A 20,852-nucleotide genomic window follows, 5' to 3' on the forward strand; every position below is an offset into this window, starting at 1 on the left:
TGCTCGGACTGGCGCGACAGCGCGGAGGCCGAGGTGAGGACCTGGCTCGCCGCCGCGCCCGTCTCCTCGGCGGCACCCGCCACGCCCGCGATGTTGCCCGTCACCTCGCCGGTGCCGGCGGCGGCTTGACCGACGTTGCGGACGATCTCCTGGGTCGCCGCCCCCTGCTCCTCCACGGCCGCGGCGATCGAGGTCGCGACGCCGGAGATCTCCTCGATCCGCGCGGTGATCCCGCCGATCGCCCCCGCCGCCTGACCGGTCGAGGCCTGGATCGCCGCGATCTGGGTCGTGATCTCCTCGGTGGCTCGTGCCGTCTGGCCGGCCAGTTCCTTGACCTCCGCCGCCACCACCGCGAAGCCGCGGCCCGCCATGCCGGCCCGGGCCGCCTCGATGGTGGCGTTGAGCGCCAGCAGGTTGGTCTGGCCGGCGATGGACGAGATCAGCCCGACGACGCTGCCGATGCGGGTCGTCGCCTCGGTCAGCGCCCGGACCTGATCGGCGGTCTGCCCGGCTTCCGCGACCGCGGCCCGGGCGAGCCGGGCCGAGCCGTCGACCTGGCGGCCGATCTCGGCCACCGAGGCGCCGAGCTCTTCGGCCGCCGCCGCCACCGTGCCGACGTTGCAGGACGCCTCCTCGGCGGCGGCCGCCACGGCGGTGGATTGGGCGGCGGTCTGGGTCGCGGTCGCCGTCATGGTCTGGGCGGTCGCCTGCAACTCCGTCGCCGAGGCGGAGACCATGCCGACGATGCCGCCGACGGCCTGCTCGAAGGCATCCGCCATCTGGCGCATGCCGGCCTTCCGCTGCGCCTCGGCGGAGGCGCGGGCGAGCGCCGTCTCCTCCTCGAGCTGCCGCGTCCGGATCAGATTGTCCTTGAACACCTGCACGGCGGCGGCCATGGCGCCGATCTCGTCCCGGCGGGCCTTGAACGGAACGTCGACCGTCGTGTCTCCGGTCGCCAAGCTGCCCATCATGCGGGTGATGCGCCCGAGCGGCACCGAGATGCGCCGCATCCCGTACAGCGTGGCACCGAGGCTGACGGCCAGCGACAGGATGATCGCGATCCAGGCCGCGATCGTGGCGTCGCGGGCGGCCACCACGCTCTCGTTCGCGTCCCTCTGCGCGCCGCTGTCGTTCAGCTTCACGTCGCGGTCCAGGGCCGCGCTCATCGCATCGTAGAGCGCCAGGTTGTCCTTGCCGATCAGGGCGACGAGGGCTTCGTCGGTCTTGTCGGAGGCGACCAGGCCCCTGATGGCATCGCTCGCCGCCTTGTACCTGTTCCAGCCGGCCACGAATTCATCGTACACAACTTGTTCATCCGCGGAAGAGATCAGCGGTTCGTAACGGGTGCGCGCCTGGGCGACGTGATCCAGGCTCTGCTCGTACTGGCGCAGATGCTCGGCCAGCAGTCGCGGATCGTGTGCCGCCGCGACGAGGCGATACTGCTTGATGCGCACCTGGTCGATCTGAGCGCGCATCTCGTTGATCGCGATGACCGAGGGCAGCCAGTTCGTCGAGACTTCCACGACGCTCCGGCGGATGGTCCCCAACTCGGAGATCGACAGCGCGCCCTGCGCGCCGGCGATGACGGCCACGCCGGCGAACAACCCGGCGAGGGTGGACTTGATCGAGAAAGTCATGGACGGGGCGGGCGCGTGGATGGCCGATCGATGCGCCGCGCGCGCCCTCGATCAGGGTCGGGATGCCGGCAGCCGAACACCCTGGTATTAACAAAACCTATTGTTACAATGTTTCTGAATTTAACCGCGATCGATGTCGCTGAGATATTCTTGTTGAGCAAGTGTAGCAAAACGGACTGTTTTTATTTCAATATCCCTTGCGGTCTAGCCCGGCGCCTAGGTCCCGCCGGGGAAGGGATCGAGTTTTGGGTTGTAGGCAGCAAAAATACACGGAATGAGTGTGGGCACGGGGCCGCTGCGACAAAAGAGCAGATGCAGAACTTATTTCAGGCGTCGCATCGCGCCGACCGCTGCGTCGCGCCCCGATGGAGCGAATCCCCGATCCGCGAGGGACGTACCGACCTCCGGCGGATGACGTATGACCCGGGACGAGGCCGGACGGAATTCGTCCGCCGGCCCCGAAGACGACGGCGATCGATGCCGTCTGCCTTGTCCCACCGCCGTCGCGCCGGTTCGACCCCGTACCGCTCCGAGGCGGATGGCCGGGGAGGGGACAGCCCCAGCCCCGGCTCCCCGGCGTCACGCCGCGGCGCGGTAGCCTTCGGCGCCCGCCAGGCTGGCGGACGGGTCGAGGCGCCCGGTCGCCCGCACCATGCCGTCGGCGCCGTCCAGCGTCCCCGGCACGAGGTCGAGGGCGAGGAAGCGCTCCGGCGCGTAGGGGCCGGGCAGCCGCAGGCCCCCGACCCGCTCGCGGGTGAAGCCGAACCGGGCGTAATAGGGCGCGTCGCCCACCAGGATCACGGCGCGGTGGCCGAAGGCGGCGGCGCGGGCAAGCGCCGCGCGCATCAGCCTGTTGCCGATGCCGAGGCCGTGGAGCGCCGGATCGACGGCGATCGGCCCGAGCATCAGGGCGGGCGTGCCGCCCGCATCGACGTCCCACAGCCGCACGGTGGCGACCAGGCGATCCTGCATCTCGACCACCAGGGCGAGGCCGTCCGACGGCAGGCGGCCCTCGCGCAGGCGCTCGCAGGTCTTGGTGAAGCGGGCCTCGCCGAAGCACGCGTCGAGCAGGTGCTCGCGGGCGGCGACATCGGCGGCGCGCTCGTCGCGGATCTGGATCATGGCCGTACCCTCCCGAGACTGACAGAAGACGGGCAAAGGACAGCCCTCGCACCCGCCGCATCGGCGGGCCGTCCGGGACTTGCGGATGGGTGGTGAAGAGAGGCGTCGAAGCGCCGGGCTCCCGGTAACGGCGAGCCCGGCGCTTCGTTCCGTAGGGTCAGCCCCGTTTTCGGCGCCGGCCCCGATCAGAGTCCCGGCTCAGATCACGTAGGACTGGAGCGGCGGGAAGCCGTTGAACGCCACCGCCGCGTAGGTGGTGGTGTAGGCGCCCGCGCCCTCGATCAGCACCTTGTCGCCGATGGCGAGCGAGACCGGCAGCGGGTACGGGGTCTTCTCGTAGAGCACGTCGGCCGAGTCGCAGGTCGGGCCGGCGAGCACGCAGGGGACCGTGCGGTCCTCGTCGTGCTCGGTGACGATGCGATAGCGGATCGACTCGTCCATCGTCTCGGCGAGGCCGCCGAACTTGCCGATGTCGAGATAGACCCACCGCACCTCGTCGGCGGCGTCCGACTTCTGCGAGACCAGCACCACCTCGGCCTCGATCATGCCGGCATTGCCGACCATGCCGCGACCCGGCTCGATGATCGTCTCGGGCAGCTGGTTGCCGAAGTGCTTGGTCAGCGCCCGGAAGATCGCGTCGCCGTAGGATTCCACGCCCGGTACCGCCTTGAGGTATTGGGTCGGGAAGCCGCCGCCGAGGTTCACCATCGAGAGATGGATTCCGCGATGCGCGCACTCGCGAAAAATCATCGCGGCCGAGGCGAGCGCCCCGTCCCAGGCTTCCGTGTTGCCCTGCTGCGAGCCGACATGGAACGACACGCCGTAGGCGTTCAGACCCGCGCGATAGCCGTGCTCGAGCACGTCCACCGCCATCTCGGGCACGCAGCCGAACTTGCGCGAGAGCGGCCACTCGGCCCCGGCGCCGTCGCACAGGATGCGGCAGAACACCTGCACCTCCTCGCGGGCGACCTTGACCGCATCGGCGGCGCGGGCGATCTTGTCGACCTCGGCCTGGCAGTCGACGGCGAAGAGCCGCACGCCGAGCTGAAGCGCGCGGGCGATGCAGCGCTCCTTCTTGATGGTGTTGCCGAACGACACGCGGTCGGCGGTGGCACCGGCGGCCAGCGCCATCTGGATCTCGACCACCGAGGCGGTGTCGAAGCAGGAGCCCATCTCGGCGAGCGCGCGCAGCACCTCGGGAGCCGGGTTCGCCTTGACGGCGTAGAACACCCGGGTGTCCGGCAGGGCGCGGGCGAAGGCGGTGTAGTTGTCGCGCACGACGTCGAGGTCGAGTACCATCACGGGACCCTCGTCCCGGCCGAGCTCGCGGCGCACGCGCAGGAAATCGCGGATGCGATCGGTCATGATCAGCCCCACCAAAGGTTCGAGAGGGCTCCCGCGGGAACCCGAAGTCGAGATCAAGACGGCGCGCGTCGGCCGTCCGGCGTCAGGGGGCGATGCGGCGCGGCGCGGACGTGCTGTGGAGACACGCCGTACGACGCGGGCGCAGAGCACCCGGAAGCTGCCTTTGCTTGGAACGGGGAAACCCGATCCGCACTCGGGGCAAGGAGAAACAAGCCTCTTCGGTGTCGGCCTTTGGAGGGCCGACGAGACCAAAAAAGCCCGTTCGTCGTTGCTTTAAGCTGCGTCCCCCGTGGAGAGCGGGGTTCGCCGGTTTTGCCTCCGGCTGCCGGTTGTTGTCGGGGTCCGGTGTCGCCACCTGGATGCCGGCCGGAGGGATCCACCCTTCCCGGCCATCGATCCTTTAAGACCCCTGGCGGCTGTCCGGCCTCTTGTCCGGATGCCCACCAACCGGCACGCGGCCACAGGCACGTGCGAAATTGGGCAAGGCGGTAGATACGGATCGTGCCCCTCGGCCGCAAGCCCCGGGATCCGGATTTTCGCCGGATTTCCCCGGCGTGGCCTGGGGGATACAGCGCGGGACGCTGCGGCGTCCCTTCCATGACGACACCGTCATGCCGTGGGGCCTTCTCAAGCGGCGCCGGACGCGCCATTCAACCCGGCGACAGAAAGCGGCTCGCGTTCAGGACGCGCGCCCTATCCTCCGGGACACCATGACGATCTCGCCCTCGCGCCGCGCGCTCCTCGCCGGCCTGCTCTCCTCCGCCGCCCTCAGCCGGGCGGCCTCCGCCCAGGTCGGGCCGACCCAGCCCGGCCCGAGCGCCCTGCCGCCGCCGGAGCCGGCCCCGGCGCCCTCCGGCCCGCCGCGCTTCCGCTTCGACGAGGTGGTGCGCCGGGCGCGGGCCCTCGCCGGCGCGCCCTTCGAGGCCAATGTCGCGCCGCTGCCGGCGCCGCTCGCCTCCCTCGACTACGACGCCTGGCGCGACATCCGCTTCCGGCCCGACAAGGCCTTGCTGGGAGACCAGGACGGGCCGTTCCGGCTCCAGCTCTTCCACCTCGGCTTCCTTTACACCCGCCCGGTGGTCGTGAACGTGGTGCGGGACGGGGTGCCGACGCCGGTGCCCTACCAGCCCGCCCTGTTCGATTACGGCCGCACCACCATCGACAAGCCGCTGCCGGTCAATCTCGGCTTCGCCGGCTTCCGGCTGCACTATCCCCTCAACAAGCCGGGGGTGCTCGACGAGCTGATCTCGTTCCTGGGCGCCAGCTACTACCGCTTCCTCGGCCGCGACCAGCTCTACGGCCTCTCGGCCCGGGGGCTCGCCGTCAACGTCGAGAGCGTCGGCGGGCCGGAGGAATTCCCGGTCTTCCGCGAGTTCTGGATCGAGATGCCGCCGAAGGGCGCCGACCGGGCGGTGATCTACGCCCTCCTCGACGGGCCGTCCTGCACCGGAGCGTTCCAGTTCCTGGTCTATCCGGGCGACGAGACGGTCGTCGACGTGCGCTGCACGCTGATCCCACGCCGGGAACTGGCGACGGTCGGCATCGCGCCGCTCACCTCGATGTTCTTCATCGGCGAGAACGACCGCCACCACTCGGACGATTACCGCCCCGAGCTGCACGATTCCGACGGGCTCCTGATGCAGTCGGGCGGCGGCGAGTGGATCTGGCGGCCCCTGCGCAACCCCAAGGAGCGCTGGATCTCGGCCTTCGAGGACCGCAACCCGAAGGGGTTCGGGCTGATGCAGCGCGACCGGGTGTTCGAGGACTACCAGGACCTCGAAGCCTATTACCACCGCCGCCCGGGTTACTGGGTCGAGCCGCAGGGCGAGTGGGGCGAGGGCACGGTGCGCCTCGTCGAATTGCCGACCGAGAACGAGACCCACGACAACATCGTGGCCTCCTGGCAGCCCAAGCAGCCCTACAAGCCCGGCGAGGCGGTGGAGCTGTCCTACAAGATTCGGTCGCTCGCCGAGACCGACGACCTGCATCCCGGCGGACGGGTCGTGAACACCTACGTCGCGCGCACGACCGCCAGCGGCGGCACGGCGGATGCCAGCGAGCCGCGCACCCGGCGCTTCCTCGTCGACTTCTCGGGCGGCGACCTCGCCTACTGGCTCACCGATCCGAAGGCGGTCGAGATCGTGCCCTCGACGACGGCGGGCAAGATCATCGCAGTCTCCCTGGTGCCGAACCTGCACGTGAAGGGGTTTCGCGCGGCGATCGACGTGCGGCTCGACGGGGCCGGGCAATCGACGGAATTGCGCGCCTTCCTGCGCGCCCGCGGCCAGACGCTGACCGAGACCTGGACCTATCCGTGGAAGGCCGCGTGAGCGCTCGCCCCGCTCACGCATCGGCCGTCACCATCCGGCCGGCGATCCGGGAAGACCTCGACGCCCTGATGGCGCTCGAGGTCGCGGCCTTCGCCACCGACCGGGCGGAGCGCCGGGCGATCCGCCACGCCATCGGCTCGCCGTCGATCTCGCTTCTGGTCGCCCTCGATGGCGCGGTCCTGGTCGGCGCCGCCACGATCGAGCGGCGCCGGGGCAGCCGGCGCGCCCGGCTGTCCTCGATCGCGGTGGCCCCGAGCCGCGCCGGCACGGGCCTCGGCCGGGTCCTCCTCGCGGCGGCCGAAGCCGAGGCCCTGGCGCAGGATTGCGACCGGCTGCGGCTCGAGGTCCGCGAGGATAACGGCGCCGGCATCCGCCTCTACGAGCGGAGCGGCTACCGCCGCTTCGAGACCGTGCCGGACTATTACGAGGACGGCACCACCGCCTGGCGCTACGAGAAGCCCCTCGCCGGGGAGAGGCGTGGCGGTCCCGCACCTGACCCATCCTGATACAACCACGGAACGAGCGGGCCGGCGGCGCCACCACTGTTCGGTCTTGACGCTGCGGAATGTGCCGATCCGATATGGTTTCTGATCGGTTACCGTTGGCATGCCGCACGCACAGATCCCGGAGACCGAGGCACAGGATGCCTCACATCGGGATGAGGTGCCGCCATGGCCACGACGAACGCCGAACTCCGTCGGACGATCTTCGCGCAGCGTAGCGGGATGATCAGGGCGTCGGCGCCCGCCATCGTGCCCGACCGGTTCTCTCAGCGTTTCGAGCCGGATTCTCGACGTCCGGCGCACGGGCTGGACGGCTTCGCCGACCGTCCCGACACGCGCGAGGTGCGTACCATCGAGATCGTCCTCGTGTCGGATCGACGGACCGGGGGCGGCTGGCTCCGGGGGCTCGGGACCGCCGCGAAGATCCTGGCGGTACCGGCCGTCATCGCCGGCGCGCTCCTCGCCGAGCCGGTCTACGATTGCCGCAAGCAGAAGAGCTACGGGATGCTGTATTACGGCACCACCGTGCAGATGTGCGTGAGCGAGCGCCTGTCCGGCCGCTTCGGCGGCGTGCAGGCGGCCGTGGACCGGACGATACGGGCGATGTGAGGGACGCGACCTCTTCCCCGCCGAGCAGGTCTGTCTGGGGTCAGGAACAGGCGCGGGAAATATCCTCTCCCCGCGGGCGGGGAGAGGACTTCACCCCCCTCGTCGGGGGTGAAGTGAGCGCAGGAGAAAGCCGGAGCGAGGGTGAGGGGGGGTGTCCGGAAGAGCCTCCTTCGGAAATACCCCCTCACCCTCGCGGCGAACCTGCGGTTCGCGGCTCCCTGAGCCCCTTCGGAGCTCAGGCCTCTCCCCGCCCGCGGGGAGAGGAGATGTCCCGCGCCTCCCCGTTTCCCGGACAACCCCGCCTACGGAGGGGAGGGGGCAGGCGCATGGCGGAGAGAGGCTTGGGAGAGAAGCCTCGGGGCCCGTTCACTCGTCCGCGGCGAAGCGGCCGTGGCAGTGCTTGTACTTCTTGCCCGAGCCGCAGGGGCAGGGCTCGTTGCGGCCGACGCGGCCCCAGGTGGTGGAATCGTCGGGGTTGCGCTCCAGCACCGGCGCATCCGCGGCGAGGGCCTGGCCGGCGAACTCGTAGGCACCGCCGCCGCCGCCCGCCGCGCCCTCCGCGAAGGCGAACTCGTTCTCGCCGGTGACGGGGTCGAGGTGCTGGGCGAACATCGGCGGCAGGCTCGGCTGCTCCGGCTCCTGGTACATGATCTCGACCCGCATCAGCTGGCCGGTGACCTGCTCGCGCAAGGAGCCGACGAGGCTGTTGAACAGGTCGAACGCTTCCGACTTGTACTCGTTGAGCGGATCGCGCTGGGCGATGCCGCGCCAGCCGATCACCTGGCGCAGGTGGTCGAGGGTGACGAGGTGCTCGCGCCAGAGGTGGTCGAGGCTCTGGAGAAGCACCTGCTTCTCCACGTAGGCCATCACCTCCGGGGTGTTGCGGGCGGTGCGCTCGGCATAGGCCTCGTCGGCGGCCTTGCGCAGGCGCTCGCGGATCTCCTCGTCGGCGATGCCCTCTTCCTTGGCCCAGTCCTCGACCGGCACGTCGAGGTTGAGGTCGCGGGTGATGCTCTCGCGCAGGGACGCGATGTCCCACTGCTCCGGATAGGCGTCCTCCGGGACGTGGCGCGCCACCACGTCGTCGATCACGCCCTGGCGCATCTCGTCGACGGTCTCGCGCACGCTGTCCTGCGCCATGAACTCGCGGCGCTGTTCGAACACGACCTTGCGCTGGTCGTTCATGACGTTGTCGTACTTGAGCACGTTCTTGCGCATGTCGAAGTTGCGGGCTTCGACCTTCTGCTGCGCCTTGGCGATCGCCTTGTTGATCCAGGGATGGATGATCGCCTCGCCCTCCTCGAGCCCGAGGCGCTGGAGCATGCCGTCCATGCGGTCGGAGCCGAAGATCCGCATCAGGTCGTCCTGAAGCGAGAGGTAGAACTTCGAGCGGCCGGGATCGCCCTGGCGGCCGGAGCGGCCGCGCAGCTGGTTGTCGATGCGCCGGCTCTCGTTGCGCTCGGTGCCGACGATGTAGAGGCCGCCGGGCAGCGCGACCTTGCGGCCGGCCGCCGGGTCGGCGGGCTCGCCGGAGGCCAGGACCTTGGCGCGGTTCTGGTCGATCTCGGCCTTCAGGGTCGCGATGCGGGCGTCGCGCTCCGGCCCCTCGGGGACGTTGGCGAGCTCCTGCTCGATCCGCATGTCGAGGTTGCCGCCGAGCTTGATGTCGGTGCCGCGGCCGGCCATGTTGGTGGCGATCGTGATCGCGCCGGGCACGCCCGCCTCGGCGACGATGTAGGCTTCCTGCTCGTGGAAGCGGGCATTCAGCACCGCGAAGCGCTTGGTCACCCGGCCCTCGCGGGCCGCCGCATAGACGTCCTCCAGCGCCGACGGGTCGCTGTAGTCGAGCGGGGTGTAGCCGTGCTTCACCAGGAGGCCGGCGATGTGCTCGGAGCGCTCGATCGAGCCGGTGCCGACCAGCACCGGCTGCAGCCGGGCATGCGCCTTGTCGATCTCCTTGATGATCGCGGCGTATTTTTCGTCGACGGTGCGATAGACCTCGTCGTCCTCGTCGACGCGCTCGACCTCCTTGTTGGTCGGGATCTCGACCACTTCGAGGTTGTAGATCTCGTGGAACTCGTCCGCCTCGGTCGAGGCGGTGCCGGTCATGCCGGCGAGGTGCTTGTAGAGGCGGAAATAGTTCTGGAAGGTGATCGAGGCCAGCGTCTGATTCTCGGGCTGGATCTCGACCCGCTCCTTGGCCTCGAGCGCCTGGTGCAGCCCTTCCGAGTAGCGCCGGCCGGGCATCATGCGGCCCGTGAACTCGTCGATGATCACCACCTCGTCGTTGCGGACGATGTAGTCCTTGTCGCGGGTGAACAGGGTGTGGGCGCGAAGCGCCTGGTTGACGTGGTGGACCAGCGTCACGTTGTGGGCGTCGTAGAGGTCGCCCTCCTTGAGGATGCCGGCCTCGCGCAGCAATTCCTCGATGTGCTCGTTGCCGGCCTCGGTCAGCGAGACGGTGCGCTGCTTCTCGTCGAGGTCGTAATCCTCGCGCACCAGGCGCGGCATCACCGCGTCGATCATGGTGTAGAGGTCGGAGCGGTCGTCGATCGGACCGGAGATGATCAGCGGGGTGCGCGCCTCGTCGATCAGGATCGAATCGACCTCGTCGACGATCGCGAAGTTGTGGCCGCGCTGGACCATCTGGCCCAGCTCGTACTTCATGTTGTCGCGAAGGTAATCGAAGCCGTACTCGTTGTTGGTGCCGTAGGTGATGTCGCAGGCATAGGCCGCCTTGCGCTCGGCGTCGTCGAGCCCGTGCACGATGATGCCGGTGGTGAGGCCCAGGAAGCGGTAGACCCGGCCCATCCATTCCGCGTCGCGGCGGGCGAGGTAGTCGTTGACCGTGACGACGTGCACGCCCTTGCCCGACAGGGCGTTGAGGTAGGTGGCGAGCGTCGCCACCAGGGTCTTGCCCTCGCCGGTCTTCATCTCGGCGATGCCGCTCTCGTGCAGCACCATGCCGCCGATCATCTGCACGTCGAAGTGGCGCTGGCCGAGCACGCGCTTGGCCGCCTCGCGCACGGTGGCGAAGGCCGGGACCAGGATGTCGTCGAGGGTCTTGCCGGCGGCGAGCTCGGCCTTGAGCGCATCGGTGCGGGCGCGCAGGGCCTCGTCGGACAGGGCGGCCAGCTCGGGCTCGAGGGCGTTGATGGCCTGGACGCGGGGTCGGTATCCCTTCACCCGGCGGTCGTTGGACGACCCGAAGATCTTCTTGGCAAGGGAACCCAGCATCGTGAACCTGCGATCGATCGTAGCGGTAGTGGCGCGCGCCGCGGGCGCCTTATAGGCCCATATAGGGAGCCGTGCACCCAAAAGGCAGTCGTCGCCCGGCACGAGCGTGGCCGTGCGGCGAAAGACGGGGGGAGGGGACGGCCGACGCCGCTTGATTCCCGCCCCGGCACCGCCCTAGCTGCCGTGCTGCGATCAGCAGGATGACGGCCGGCGGGGAAACAACCGCGGCCCGGGGAGGAACACCATGACACGCTTGAGCCGGGCGCTCGCCCGCACCACCGCCCTCGCCGCCGGACTGGCTTTCGCCGTTGCGGCCCAGGCCCAGACCGCCGCGCCCAAGGGCGCCTCCGACGGCGTGGTGAAGATCGGCATCCTCAACGACCAGTCCGGCGTCTACGCCGATTTCGGCGGCCGCGGCTCGGTCGAGGCGGCGAGGATGGCGGTCGAGGATTTCGGGGGCAAGGTCCTCGACGTGCCGGTGCAGATCGTCGACGCCGACCACCAGAACAAGCCCGACATCGCCTCGAACATCGCCCGGCAATGGTACGACACCGACAAGGTGGACGCGATCATGGAGCTGACCACCTCCTCGGTGGCGCTTGCCGTGCAGGGCCTGTCGAAGGAGAAGCGCAAGATCACCATCGTGGACGGCGCCGCCACGTCCGATCTCACCGGCAAGCAGTGCACGCCCTACGGCTTCCACTGGGCCTACGACACCCACGCGCTCGCGGTCGGCACCGGCGGCTCGCTGGTCGAGACCGGCGGCGACACCTGGTTCTTCCTCACCGCCGACTACGCCTTCGGCACCGCGCTCCAGGCCGACGTGACGCAATACGTCACCCAGAAGGGCGGCAAGGTGGTGGGCGCCGTGCGCCATCCCTTGAGCGCCCAGGACTTCTCCTCGTTCCTGCTCCAGGCGCAGGGCTCGGGCGCCAAGATCATCGGGCTCGCCAATGCCGGCCTCGACACCTCGAACGCGATCAAGCAGGCGGCGGAATTCGGCATCGTCCAGGGCGGACAGCGCCTCGCGGCGCTGCTGTTCACGCTCTCCGAGGTCCACGGCCTCGGCCTCAAGGCGGCGCAGGGCATCGTGCTGACCGAGGGCTATTACTGGGACCTCGACGACCAGGCCCGGGGCTTCGCCAAGCGGTTCATGGCCAAGACCGGCAAGATGCCGAACATGATCCAGGCCGGCACCTACTCCTCGGTCCTGCACTACCTGAAGGCCGTGAAGGCCGCGGGCACCGACGACACCGACGCGGTGGCGGCCAAGATGCGCGAATTGAAGGTCGACGATTTCTTCGGCCGCGGCGGCACGGTGCAGGCCAATGGCCGCATGGTCCACGACATGTACCTGTTCCAGGTCAAGTCGCCGGCCGAGTCGAAGGCGCCGTGGGACTACTACAAGCTGCTGGCGACGATTCCGGGCGACAAGGCGTTCCTGTCGGCGAAGGCCAGCGGCTGCCCGCTGACGCAGTAAACGTCGACATTTCAGCAGCGGCATTTCCGCTTCACAGGGTCGTCCCGGGGCTCGCCGAAGGCGAGAGCCCGGGATCCAGAACCGCTGGTGATGCAGGATGAGGCGGAACGCGTCGCGCTCTATTCCGAGCGTCTTGCGTTTCTGGATTCCGGGCTCCGCTGACGCGGCCCCGGAATGACGCGGAGGATGCGAGAACCGCCGCGCCGAACAAGGAGGGGCGCCCCGTCCGGGACGCCCCGATCTATCACGCGATGTACTGGCCGCCGTTGATGGTCAGCGTCGAGCCGGTGATGAAGCCCGCCTGCTCGCCGGCCAGGAACTCGACCGCGCGGGCGATCTCGTCGGCCTCGCCGAGGCGGCCGACCGGGATGTGCGGCAGGATCTTGGCCTTCAGCACCTCCTCGGGGATCGCCTTGACCATCTCGGTGGCGATGTAGCCGGGCGCGATCACGTTGACGGTGATGCCCTTGTTGGCGTTCTCCTGCGCCAGGGCCTTGGCGAAGCCGATCACGCCGGCCTTGGCGGCGGAGTAGTTGGTCTGGCCCATCTGGCCCTTCTGGCCGTTGATGGACGAGATCAGGATGATCCGGCCGAAGCCGCGCGAGCGCATGCCGTCGATCAGCGGACGGGTGCAGGTGAACATCGAGTCGAGGTTGGTGCGGATCACCGCCTGCCACTGCTCGAAGGTCATCTTGTGGAACATGCCGTCGCGGGTGATGCCGGCATTGTTGACCAGGATGTCGATCGGGCCGAGCTCGGCTTCCGCCGCGCGGATGCCGGCCTCGCAGGCCGCGGCGTCGCCGACGTCGAACTTGAAGACCGGGATGCCGGTCTCGCTCTTGAAGGCCTGCGCGGCCTCGTCGTTGCCACCGTAATTGGCCGCGACCTTGTATCCGGCCTCCTTCAGGCCTTTCGAGATCGCAGCGCCGATGCCGCGCGTGCCCCCGGTGACCAGTGCGACGCGTTCTGCCATGTGCCCTCTCCTTGATGAGCGTTCGAGCGATCCGTCCCTCGGCGCGGTTCCGTGGTACTTTACGGAAAGCGGCCGATCCACAACGAAGGCGGGTGCTGTCCCGCTTCTTTAAGTACTAACTGTAACAGGGCGGCCGGGCTCCCGGCCGCCCTTCGTCGCGCCGCTAATATTTCAGCGCGACTTGAGCGATCGAGCCCGTATCAGCGCTCGAGGCACATGGCGACGCCCATGCCGCCGCCGATGCAGAGCGTGGCGAGGCCCTTCTTGGCGTCGCGGCGCTGCATCTCGTGCAGCAGGGTCACGAGGACGCGGGCGCCGGACGCCCCGATCGGGTGGCCGATGGCGATGGCGCCGCCGTTCACGTTGACCTTCGCGTCGTCGAAGCCCAGGTCCTTGTTGACCGCCAGCGCCTGGGCGGCGAACGCCTCGTTGGCCTCGATCAGGTCTAGGTCGGAGGCCTTCCAGCCGGCCTTCTCCAGCGCCTTGCGCGAGGCCGGGATCGGGCCGGTGCCCATGATCTTCGGGTCGACGCCGGCGGTGGCCCAGGAGGCGATGCGGGCGAGCGGCTTGAGGCCGCGCTTCTCGGCCTCGGCCGCCGACATCAGCACCAGGGCGGCGGCGCCGTCGTTGATGCCCGACGCGTTGCCGGCGGTGACGGTGCCGTCCTTCGAGAAGGCGGGCTTGAGCTTGGCCATGCCCTCGGGGGTCGCACCCTCGCGGATGTACTCGTCGGTGTCGACCACCACGTCGCCCTTGCGGCCGGGCACGGTGACGGGGGCGATCTCGTCCTTGAAGCGGCCGTCCTTCTTGGCGGCCTCGGCCTTGTTCTGCGAGCGGGCCGCGAAGGCGTCCTGCTCCTCGCGGGTCAGCTGCCACTGCTGGGCGATGTTCTCGGCGGTGTTGCCCATGTGGTAGCCGTTGAAGGCGTCCATCAGGCCGTCCTTCAGCATCGTGTCGACGAGCTTCAGGTCGCCCATCTTCTGGCCGCCGCGCAGGTACTGGGCGTGCGGGGCCATCGACATCGATTCCTGGCCGCCGGCCACGATGATGTCGGCGTCGCCGTTGGCGATCTGCTGCATGCCGACCGCGACGGTGCGCAGGCCCGAGCCGCAGAGCTGGTTGAGGCCCCAGGCGGTCTTCTCCTGCGGGATGCCGGCGGCCATGGCGGCCTGGCGGGCCGGGTTCTGGCCCTCGCCCGCGGCCAGCACCTGGCCGAAGATCACCTCGTCGACCTCCTCGGGGGAGACCTTGGCGCGCTCGAGCGCCGCCTTGATGGCGACCGCGCCGAGCTTGTGGGCCGGCACGGTGGCGAAGGCCCCGTTGAACGAGCCGACCGGGGTGCGGGCGGCCCCCACGATGACGATATCTGCCTTCTCAGCCATGCGCCTCTCCTGACCCTCTCCCAGCGTCGCGGGCCGCCGCCGGCGCGATGACCCGGCGGCCGCGCACCCCGCGCGCTTTGGGGTTGGATGAAAGCTTTGCCCTCCGGGAAGTCAAGGCGTGCGCCGACCGTTATCGCGCTGGCAGCGCGGCCAGTTTGCGTGGACGGCGCGCAGATTGCTGTTTTCGCCGGCACACGAAGGCTTTAAGGTCGAACCATGAGACACGGTGAAAATTCGGCTCGCCCGGCGCCGTCCAGTTCCCGCCGGGTTCGCCAAGAGGGAGACAACGTACCGATGGCGGAGAGCGGCAAGTCGACACCCACCGTCATCAAGAAGTACGCCAACCGGCGTCTCTATCACACGGGCACCTCGACCTACGTCACCCTCGAGGACCTCGCCGCGATGGTGCAGGCCGGCGAGGACTTCGTGGTCTTCGATGCCAAGTCGGGTGAGGACATCACCCGCTCGGTGCTCACCCAGATCATCTTCGAGCAGGAGAACAAGGCCGGGGCCGAGAACCTCCTGCCGGTGGCCTTCCTGCGCCAGCTGATCCGCTTCTACGGCGACAGCATGCGGGCGATGGTGCCGAGCTTCCTCGAATACTCGATGGACCACCTCACCCGCGAGCAGGACGGCCTGCGCGAGAAGATGTCCCAGACCTTCGGGCCCACCGCCTTCCAGCACGCCATGGAGGAGCAGGTGCGGGCCAACATGAGCTTCTTCAGCGACGCCATGCGGATGTTCACGCCGTTCGGCCCGGGCGGCCAGCAGCCCGCCGGCGACAAGCCGGCCGAGGCGCCGGCCCCGGCGGCCGCCTCGCCCAAGGGCGAGCTCGACGACATCAAGCGCCAGATGGCCGAGATGCAGAGCCGGCTCGAAGCCCTCGCCAAGAAGTAACGCGAGAATGCGGGGGAGGGTGGAACACGGCAGGGCGCTTGCGACGTTGACAGCGCGTTAGCCCGCGGAGCCCGCGCCATGTCCCAGCCCGACACGATCGTCCCGGATCCGGATTCGCCCGGGCGGGCCCTCGTCCCGATCGAGACCTCCGCGCCCGTCCCGGCGGTGCCGGCCCGTCCCCTCGCCACCTTCCTGGTTCAGCTCATCGACGGGCCGGACGGGGGGTTGCGGCCCTCGCGGCGGCACCGCTCGCAGGTGGCCTCGGCCTGCTACGCGGCGGGCGGCGATCGCTGAGCCGGCATCCGGCTCTTTCGGACCTCACGCCCGCCCTGTCCCGGGCGTCGTCGGCAAGTCGCCCTCCTGTCGTGCACCGTCGTCGTCGACGGACGACGCTGGCCACTCGCTCTCCTCCCGCTCCAGCAGCGCCATCAGCGAGCGCAGGGCCGGGCTGGCCTGACCCGACCAGACGAGGTGGGTGCGGCTGAACCGCAGGCCGTCCGGCAGGGGGTGGCGCGCGACCGCGGTGGCGAGCACGGCATGGTCGAGCACCGCCGCCGGCACGATCGCGGCCCCCGTCCCGGCGGCCACGCAGGCCACGATGGCGTGGTACGAACTCATCTCCAGGATCCGGTCCGGCGACCGGCCCGCCTCGGCGAGCCACGCGAACAGGCGCTGGCGATAGGAGCAGCCGTGCGGGAACGCCACCACGGTCCGGGCCCGCTCCGGCTCCGCACCCGCGCCGCTCGCGGTGATCAGCACCAGCTCCTCGTCGAAGGCCGGCACCGACGACAGCGGGCCGTGCTCGAACGGCTCGGACACGAAGGCGGCCTCGACCTCGTGGCGCTCGAGCTGGCGCAGCATCGCCCGGGTGGTCCCGGTCTGCAGCTCGATCGTCACGTCGGGATGGCGCGCGTGGAACGCCGAGAGGATCGGCGGAAGCCGGGCCCCGGCGGCGCTCTCGATCGAGCCGAGCCGCAGCACGCCGCGCACGCCGCCGCCCCGCATCTCGCGCTCGGCCAGATCCGCCAGCTGCAGCAGCGCCTCGGCATGGCCGAGCAGGGTGCGACCGGCCTCGGTGAGGGCGAGCGAGCGGCCCTCGCGGCGAAACAGGGCGACGCCCAGCCGCTCCTCGAACTGCTTGATGCGGGTGGTCACGTTGGACGGCACCCGGTTGAGCAGGTTGGCCGCCCGCGTCACCCCGCCCTCCCGCACCACGCTGCGGAAGATGTGCAGGTCGTCGAGGTCCATCATTCTCATAGAAAGAATGATATATCACGAAAATTCAATTTCCAAGAAAGAGTGCGGGGTGTCTGATGCCGTGATGCGCACCCTCCATCCGTCCCTCACCCATCCCGCCCCGCGCTCCGCGACCTGGCCGATCGTCGCGAGCGGCGTCCTCGCCCTCGCGGTCGCGATGGGCATCGGCCGCTTCGCCTTCACGCCGCTGTTGCCGCTGATGCTGCGCGACGGCACGCTGACCGCGGAGGCCGGCGCCGAATGGGCGGCGGCGAACTATCTCGGCTATCTCGCCGGAGCGCTCACCGCGGGGTGGTTCTCCGGGAATCCGGGTCGCGGGCTGGCCGCGAGTCTCGCCGGCGTGGCGCTGACCACCCTCGCGATGGCGCTCGCGGGAGCGCCCGCGCCGGCTCTCCTCGGCACGGCCCTGCGCGCGGCGGCAGGCGTGTTCAGCGCCTGGGCGCTCGTCTGCGCCAGCGGCTGGTGCCTCGCCGAACTCGCGCGGCGCGGGGCGCCGCGTCGCGGCGCCTGGATCTACACGGGAGTGGGGTTCGGCATCGCGCTCGCCGGGGCGCTGGCCTGGCTCGGCGGGCGCCAGCCGGCGGCCCGGCTGTGGCTGGAGCTCGGGACGCTCGCCCTCGCCGGCGCGCTGCTCGCCGGGTTCCTCGCCCGGCGCGCCGGCGGGGTCCCGGCCGGCGCCGCGGAGCGCGAGGCGGCGGCCGCCACGCGGGGCGCGGCCGGCGGCCAGGGCGCGCTGATCCTGTGCTACGCCCTGTTCGGGTTCGGCTACATCGTGCCGGCGACGTTCCTGCCGGCGATGGCGCGCGATCTCGCGCCCGATCCGCTGATCTTCGGCCTCGCCTGGCCGCTCTTCGGCCTCGCGGCGATGCTGTCGGTGGCGGTCGCGGCGCGCTCCCTCGCGGCGGTGCCCCGCCGGCGCCTCTGGGCGGCGGCGCAGGGCGTCATGGCGCTCGGCACCGCCCTGCCGGTCGCCGTCCACGCCCTCTGGGCGGTCGTCGTCTCGGCGCTCCTCGTCGGCGGCACCTTCATGATCGCCACCATGGCGGGGCTGCAGCTGGCACGCGAGGCGCGGCCCGACGACCCGACGCCGCTGCTCGCCCGGATGACCGCGGCCTTCGCGGCCGGGCAGATCGCCGGTCCGCTGGTGGTGCGCGCCCTCGGCGCCGGCGGCCGGGACGGGCTGGGCATGACCGGCGCGGTCGCGGCCTGTCTCCTCGCGCTCTCCGCCCTGTGGCTGTGGCGGGCCGGGCGCCGCCCGGCCTGAGACGGCCCCCAAACGAGAACGGCGCCCGCGAGGGGCGCCGTCATCCCGTGCCGGTCATCGGCGGCGCATGAGCGCCGCCACACCGCATCACGCGTCGGACTTGACCTTCAGGACCTGGCGACCCCGGTACATGCCGGTCTTCAGGTCGATGTGGTGGGGGCGGCGCAGCTCGCCGGAATCCTTGTCCTCGACGTAGGTCGGGGCCTTGAGGGCGTCGGCGGAACGGCGCATGCCGCGCCGCGACGGGGAGGTCTTTCGCTTCGGAACGGCCATTGGAACTTGTATCCCGTGCAACAAAACAGGCGCGAAGCTGCTCCCGGGCGGAGCCGCCGCGCGCGTCGCGATCCTGATCGGAGCGGGGTCTATAGAGGAGACGCGCGGTCCTGGCTAGGGGACCGATCCCAGAAATCCGCTCGAGCCCTCATACACCCATTAAGCTGCCGTTCAACGGCGAAGGTCGCATGATGGGTCCAGCCGCTCCGGACAGCCCAGGCCCGGGCCCCTCAGGGCGGCACGATCGGAGCTCTTCCCGATGACGCGCTTTCCCCGCCTGACCCGCGCCCTGGCGCTGACCGCCCTGCTGGCCGCGGGCCCCGCTCTCGCCCAGACCCCGGCACCCTCGACCCCGACGACGCGGCCCGCGCCCGCCACGACGGCCCCCGCAGCGCCGGTCGCCCCCAAGGCGCCCGAGGTCCCGAAGGCGGCGCCTGCCGCGCAACCGGCGCAGGCCGGCAAGCCCGCCCTCATCGACCTCAACAGCGCGAGCAAGCAGGAGCTCGAGACCCTCAAGGGCATCGGCGCGGCGCGCTCCGAGGCGATCGTCAAGGGCCGGCCCTATCGCGGCAAGGACGAGCTCCTGTCGAAAAAGATCGTCCCGTCGAACGTCTACGAGGACATCAAGGACAAGGTGATCGCCCGCCAGAAGTCCTGACCGCCCGGATTCCCGGCGCATCCCTGGCGCATCCTCGGGCCCGTCCTTGCCGGCCCGGGGGAGCGGTGCTAGGCGCCGGGGCAACCCCTCTCGACGTTGCCCCGGACGCGCCTCCCATGCCCCATCGCCTGCACCGCGGCGACCTGCCCGACGATTACGTGCCGGGCCCGGCCATCGCGGTCGACACCGAGACCCTCGGCCTCCAGCCCCATCGCGACCGGCTCTGCGTGGTGCAGATCTCCCGCGGCGACGGCGAGGCCGACCTGGTGCAGATCCCCAAGGCCGGCCCCGAGCCGGTGGTGCTCAAGCGGGTCATGGCCGACCCGGCGGTCACCAAGATCTTCCACTACGCCCGCTTCGACCTCGCGGTGCTCTACCATCGCCTCGGCGTGATGCCGGGGCCGGTCTACTGCACCAAGATCGGTTCGCGGCTCGCCCGCACCTATACCGACCGGCACGGTCTGAAGGATCTGGTGCGCGAGCTCCTCGGCGTCGACCTGTCGAAGCAGCAGCAATCCTCGGATTGGGGCGCCGACACCCTGACCCAGGCGCAGATCGACTACGCGGCCTCCGACGTGCTCCACCTGCACGCCCTGCGCACGCGCCTCGACGCGATGCTGGCCCGCGAGGACCGGACCGCCATGGCGCAGGCCTGCTTCGACTTCCTGCCGACCCGTGCCCGCCTCGACCTGCTCGAATGGGACGAGACGGACATCTTCGCCCATAGCTGAAGGCCTCTCACGACGCTCCCGATCGCCGTCGGCATCCGGTGGGGCGGCGACCCGGCGGGAGCGTCGTGAGACTCTGGGCCGAGACAGAAGCCTGGCCGTTCTGTTAACCTGCCGGCCATAACTTCGACACCGGGCCGGGACAGGGGTGGGGCGTGTCCCGCGCACCCCGCCCGGGCCTCGGCATGATGCAGGTGGCCACAACCTTGCTCGAAGCGGTCCCGTCCCCGGCCGGCCCGGCCCTCGATCCCCGGCGCCTGCGCGCCCATCTCCGTGCCCGCCGGCACAGCGCCCAGGTGCGCTGGCTGCGCCGCGCGATCCCCCTCGGCGCCGGTGCGGCCGGGCTCGCCATCGTGGTCGGCACCTGGCTCAACCCCTTCGCCGATCTCGGCGTCTCGGTCAGCCTCGGCGCGATCGGCGTCTCGGGCTCGAAGGTGACGATGGAGAGCCCGCGCCTCTCCGGCTACCGCTCGAAGGACAACCGCCCCTACGTCGTCACCGCGAAGGCCGCGCTCCAGGACGTGCGCAAGCCCTTCGTGATCGAGTTGCAGAACATGCTCGGGCGCCTCACCACCGACGAATCGGGGGGGCTCGCCCATATCGAGGCGACGGCCGGCATCTTCGACACCCAGAAGGAGGCGCTGGAGCTGAGCCAGCACATCCGCCTCTGGACCGACAAGGGCCAGGAGGCGCGCCTCACCTCGGCCCATGTCGACTTCAAGGCCGGCGCGATGTCCTCGCGCGAGGCCGTCACCGTCACGATGCCGACCGGCTCGATCCGGGCCGACGGCCTCGAGGTGACCGAGAGCGGCAAGACCATCTCGTTCGTCGGCAACGTCAAGGCGGTCTTCTCCAACCACGCCCCTTCCGAGACCTCGGAGCAGGATCCGCCGCTGCGGACCACCGAGGCCCAGATCAAGGACGATTGAGCCCGTGCCCCGTCTCCCGGCCCTCGCGGCGCTCGGCTGCCTCACTGTCGCCGCTCTCGCCCTCCCGTCCGTGCCACGGGCCGAGACCCCGGCCGCGCCCGCGTCTAAGAAGAAGGAGGCCGGCTCCGGCTTCGGCGCCTTCGGCAGCGGCGGCGGCAAGGAGCCGATCAAGATCGACGCCGACCGGCTCGACGTGTTCGACCGCGAG

At 70.2% G+C, this 20,852-nt stretch carries 18 protein-coding genes and 1 pseudogene; 11 read left to right on the forward strand and 8 right to left on the reverse strand.

What is annotated here, in order from left to right:
* The 3 genes from QR78_RS01375 to QR78_RS01385 all read right to left on the reverse strand — a co-directional run.
* The coding region (locus QR78_RS01375; RefSeq protein ID WP_048425690.1) for a methyl-accepting chemotaxis protein at positions 1–1,637 on the reverse strand (1,637 nt) is incomplete at its 3' end.
* 579 nt (positions 1,638–2,216) lie between these two features.
* A complete protein-coding gene (locus QR78_RS01380) occupies positions 2,217–2,759 on the reverse strand; it encodes a GNAT family N-acetyltransferase (RefSeq protein WP_048425691.1) in 543 nt (180 codons plus the stop codon).
* Positions 2,760–2,957: 198 nt separating this feature from the next.
* Positions 2,958–4,124: a type III PLP-dependent enzyme gene (locus tag QR78_RS01385; RefSeq protein WP_048425706.1), complete on the reverse strand. Its 1,167-nt coding sequence runs from the start codon at positions 4,122–4,124 to the stop codon at positions 2,958–2,960.
* A 710-nt stretch (positions 4,125–4,834) separates the two neighbouring features.
* Here QR78_RS01385 and QR78_RS01390 point away from each other — a divergent pair.
* From QR78_RS01390 to QR78_RS01400, 3 genes are all read left to right on the forward strand, one after another.
* Complete coding sequence (locus QR78_RS01390) at positions 4,835–6,454, forward strand: glucan biosynthesis protein G (protein ID WP_048425692.1); 1,620 nt, start codon at positions 4,835–4,837, stop codon at positions 6,452–6,454.
* Positions 6,451–6,960, forward strand: coding sequence for a GNAT family N-acetyltransferase (locus QR78_RS01395; RefSeq protein WP_244276581.1), 510 nt, complete (start codon positions 6,451–6,453; stop codon positions 6,958–6,960). The genes QR78_RS01390 and QR78_RS01395 overlap by 4 nt, the downstream gene beginning before the upstream one ends.
* 165 nt (positions 6,961–7,125) lie before the next feature.
* Positions 7,126–7,566, forward strand: a complete 441-nt coding sequence (locus QR78_RS01400) for a hypothetical protein (protein ID WP_048425694.1) — start codon at positions 7,126–7,128, stop codon at positions 7,564–7,566.
* A 366-nt stretch (positions 7,567–7,932) separates the two neighbouring features.
* Here QR78_RS01400 and secA read toward each other — a convergent pair whose 3' ends face one another.
* On the reverse strand, positions 7,933–10,803 hold the full coding sequence (gene secA, locus QR78_RS01405) for a preprotein translocase subunit SecA (RefSeq protein WP_048425695.1): 2,871 nt from the start codon (positions 10,801–10,803) through the stop codon (positions 7,933–7,935).
* 244 nt (positions 10,804–11,047) lie between these two features.
* On the opposite strand from secA, the gene QR78_RS01410 reads away from it, so the two are divergent.
* The gene (locus QR78_RS01410) at positions 11,048–12,283 is read left to right on the forward strand and encodes an ABC transporter substrate-binding protein (RefSeq protein WP_048425696.1); all 1,236 of its coding nucleotides are present in this window, start codon (positions 11,048–11,050) and stop codon (positions 12,281–12,283) included.
* Between the two features lie 244 nt (positions 12,284–12,527).
* Here QR78_RS01410 and phbB read toward each other — a convergent pair whose 3' ends face one another.
* Positions 12,528–13,256 (reverse strand): acetoacetyl-CoA reductase, encoded by a 729-nt coding sequence (phbB, locus tag QR78_RS01415; protein ID WP_048425697.1) that lies wholly within the window; start codon positions 13,254–13,256, stop codon positions 12,528–12,530.
* A gap of 200 nt (positions 13,257–13,456) precedes the next feature.
* Positions 13,457–14,638 (reverse strand): acetyl-CoA C-acetyltransferase, encoded by a 1,182-nt coding sequence (locus tag QR78_RS01420; protein WP_048425698.1) that lies wholly within the window; start codon positions 14,636–14,638, stop codon positions 13,457–13,459.
* 294 nt (positions 14,639–14,932) lie between these two features.
* On the opposite strand from QR78_RS01420, the gene phaR reads away from it, so the two are divergent.
* The gene (phaR, locus tag QR78_RS01425) at positions 14,933–15,535 is read left to right on the forward strand and encodes a polyhydroxyalkanoate synthesis repressor PhaR (protein WP_048425699.1); all 603 of its coding nucleotides are present in this window, start codon (positions 14,933–14,935) and stop codon (positions 15,533–15,535) included.
* Positions 15,536–15,613: 78 nt separating this feature from the next.
* A complete protein-coding gene (locus QR78_RS01430) occupies positions 15,614–15,829 on the forward strand; it encodes a hypothetical protein (RefSeq protein WP_048425700.1) in 216 nt (71 codons plus the stop codon).
* 24 nt (positions 15,830–15,853) lie between these two features.
* Here the strand turns inward: QR78_RS01430 and QR78_RS01435 are convergent, their stop codons facing one another.
* Positions 15,854–16,783 (reverse strand): LysR family transcriptional regulator, encoded by a 930-nt coding sequence (locus QR78_RS01435; RefSeq protein WP_179945857.1) that lies wholly within the window; start codon positions 16,781–16,783, stop codon positions 15,854–15,856.
* Positions 16,784–16,856: 73 nt separating this feature from the next.
* Between QR78_RS01435 and QR78_RS01440 the strand changes: the two genes are divergently transcribed.
* Entirely contained in the window at positions 16,857–18,056 is a 1,200-nt protein-coding gene (locus tag QR78_RS01440) for a YbfB/YjiJ family MFS transporter (RefSeq protein WP_082172077.1), read from the forward strand.
* Between the two features lie 87 nt (positions 18,057–18,143).
* Here QR78_RS01440 and rpmF read toward each other — a convergent pair whose 3' ends face one another.
* On the reverse strand, positions 18,144–18,329 hold the full coding sequence (gene rpmF, locus QR78_RS01445) for a 50S ribosomal protein L32 (protein ID WP_048425702.1): 186 nt from the start codon (positions 18,327–18,329) through the stop codon (positions 18,144–18,146).
* A 259-nt stretch (positions 18,330–18,588) separates the two neighbouring features.
* Between rpmF and QR78_RS01450 the strand changes: the two genes are divergently transcribed.
* The 4 genes and pseudogenes from QR78_RS01450 to QR78_RS01465 form a co-directional block, all read left to right on the forward strand.
* A complete protein-coding gene (locus QR78_RS01450) occupies positions 18,589–18,987 on the forward strand; it encodes a ComEA family DNA-binding protein (RefSeq protein WP_048425703.1) in 399 nt (132 codons plus the stop codon).
* A gap of 116 nt (positions 18,988–19,103) precedes the next feature.
* Entirely contained in the window at positions 19,104–19,718 is a 615-nt protein-coding gene (locus QR78_RS01455) for a ribonuclease D (protein WP_048425704.1), read from the forward strand.
* A 185-nt stretch (positions 19,719–19,903) separates the two neighbouring features.
* Positions 19,904–20,644 (forward strand): LPS export ABC transporter periplasmic protein LptC, encoded by a 741-nt coding sequence (gene lptC, locus QR78_RS01460; RefSeq protein ID WP_048425708.1) that lies wholly within the window; start codon positions 19,904–19,906, stop codon positions 20,642–20,644.
* A gap of 4 nt (positions 20,645–20,648) precedes the next feature.
* Positions 20,649–20,852, forward strand: a pseudogene (locus QR78_RS01465) (LptA/OstA family protein); the annotation flags it as partial.

This window comes from Methylobacterium indicum (assembly GCF_001043895.1).
Taxonomy (GTDB): domain Bacteria; phylum Pseudomonadota; class Alphaproteobacteria; order Rhizobiales; family Beijerinckiaceae; genus Methylobacterium; species Methylobacterium indicum.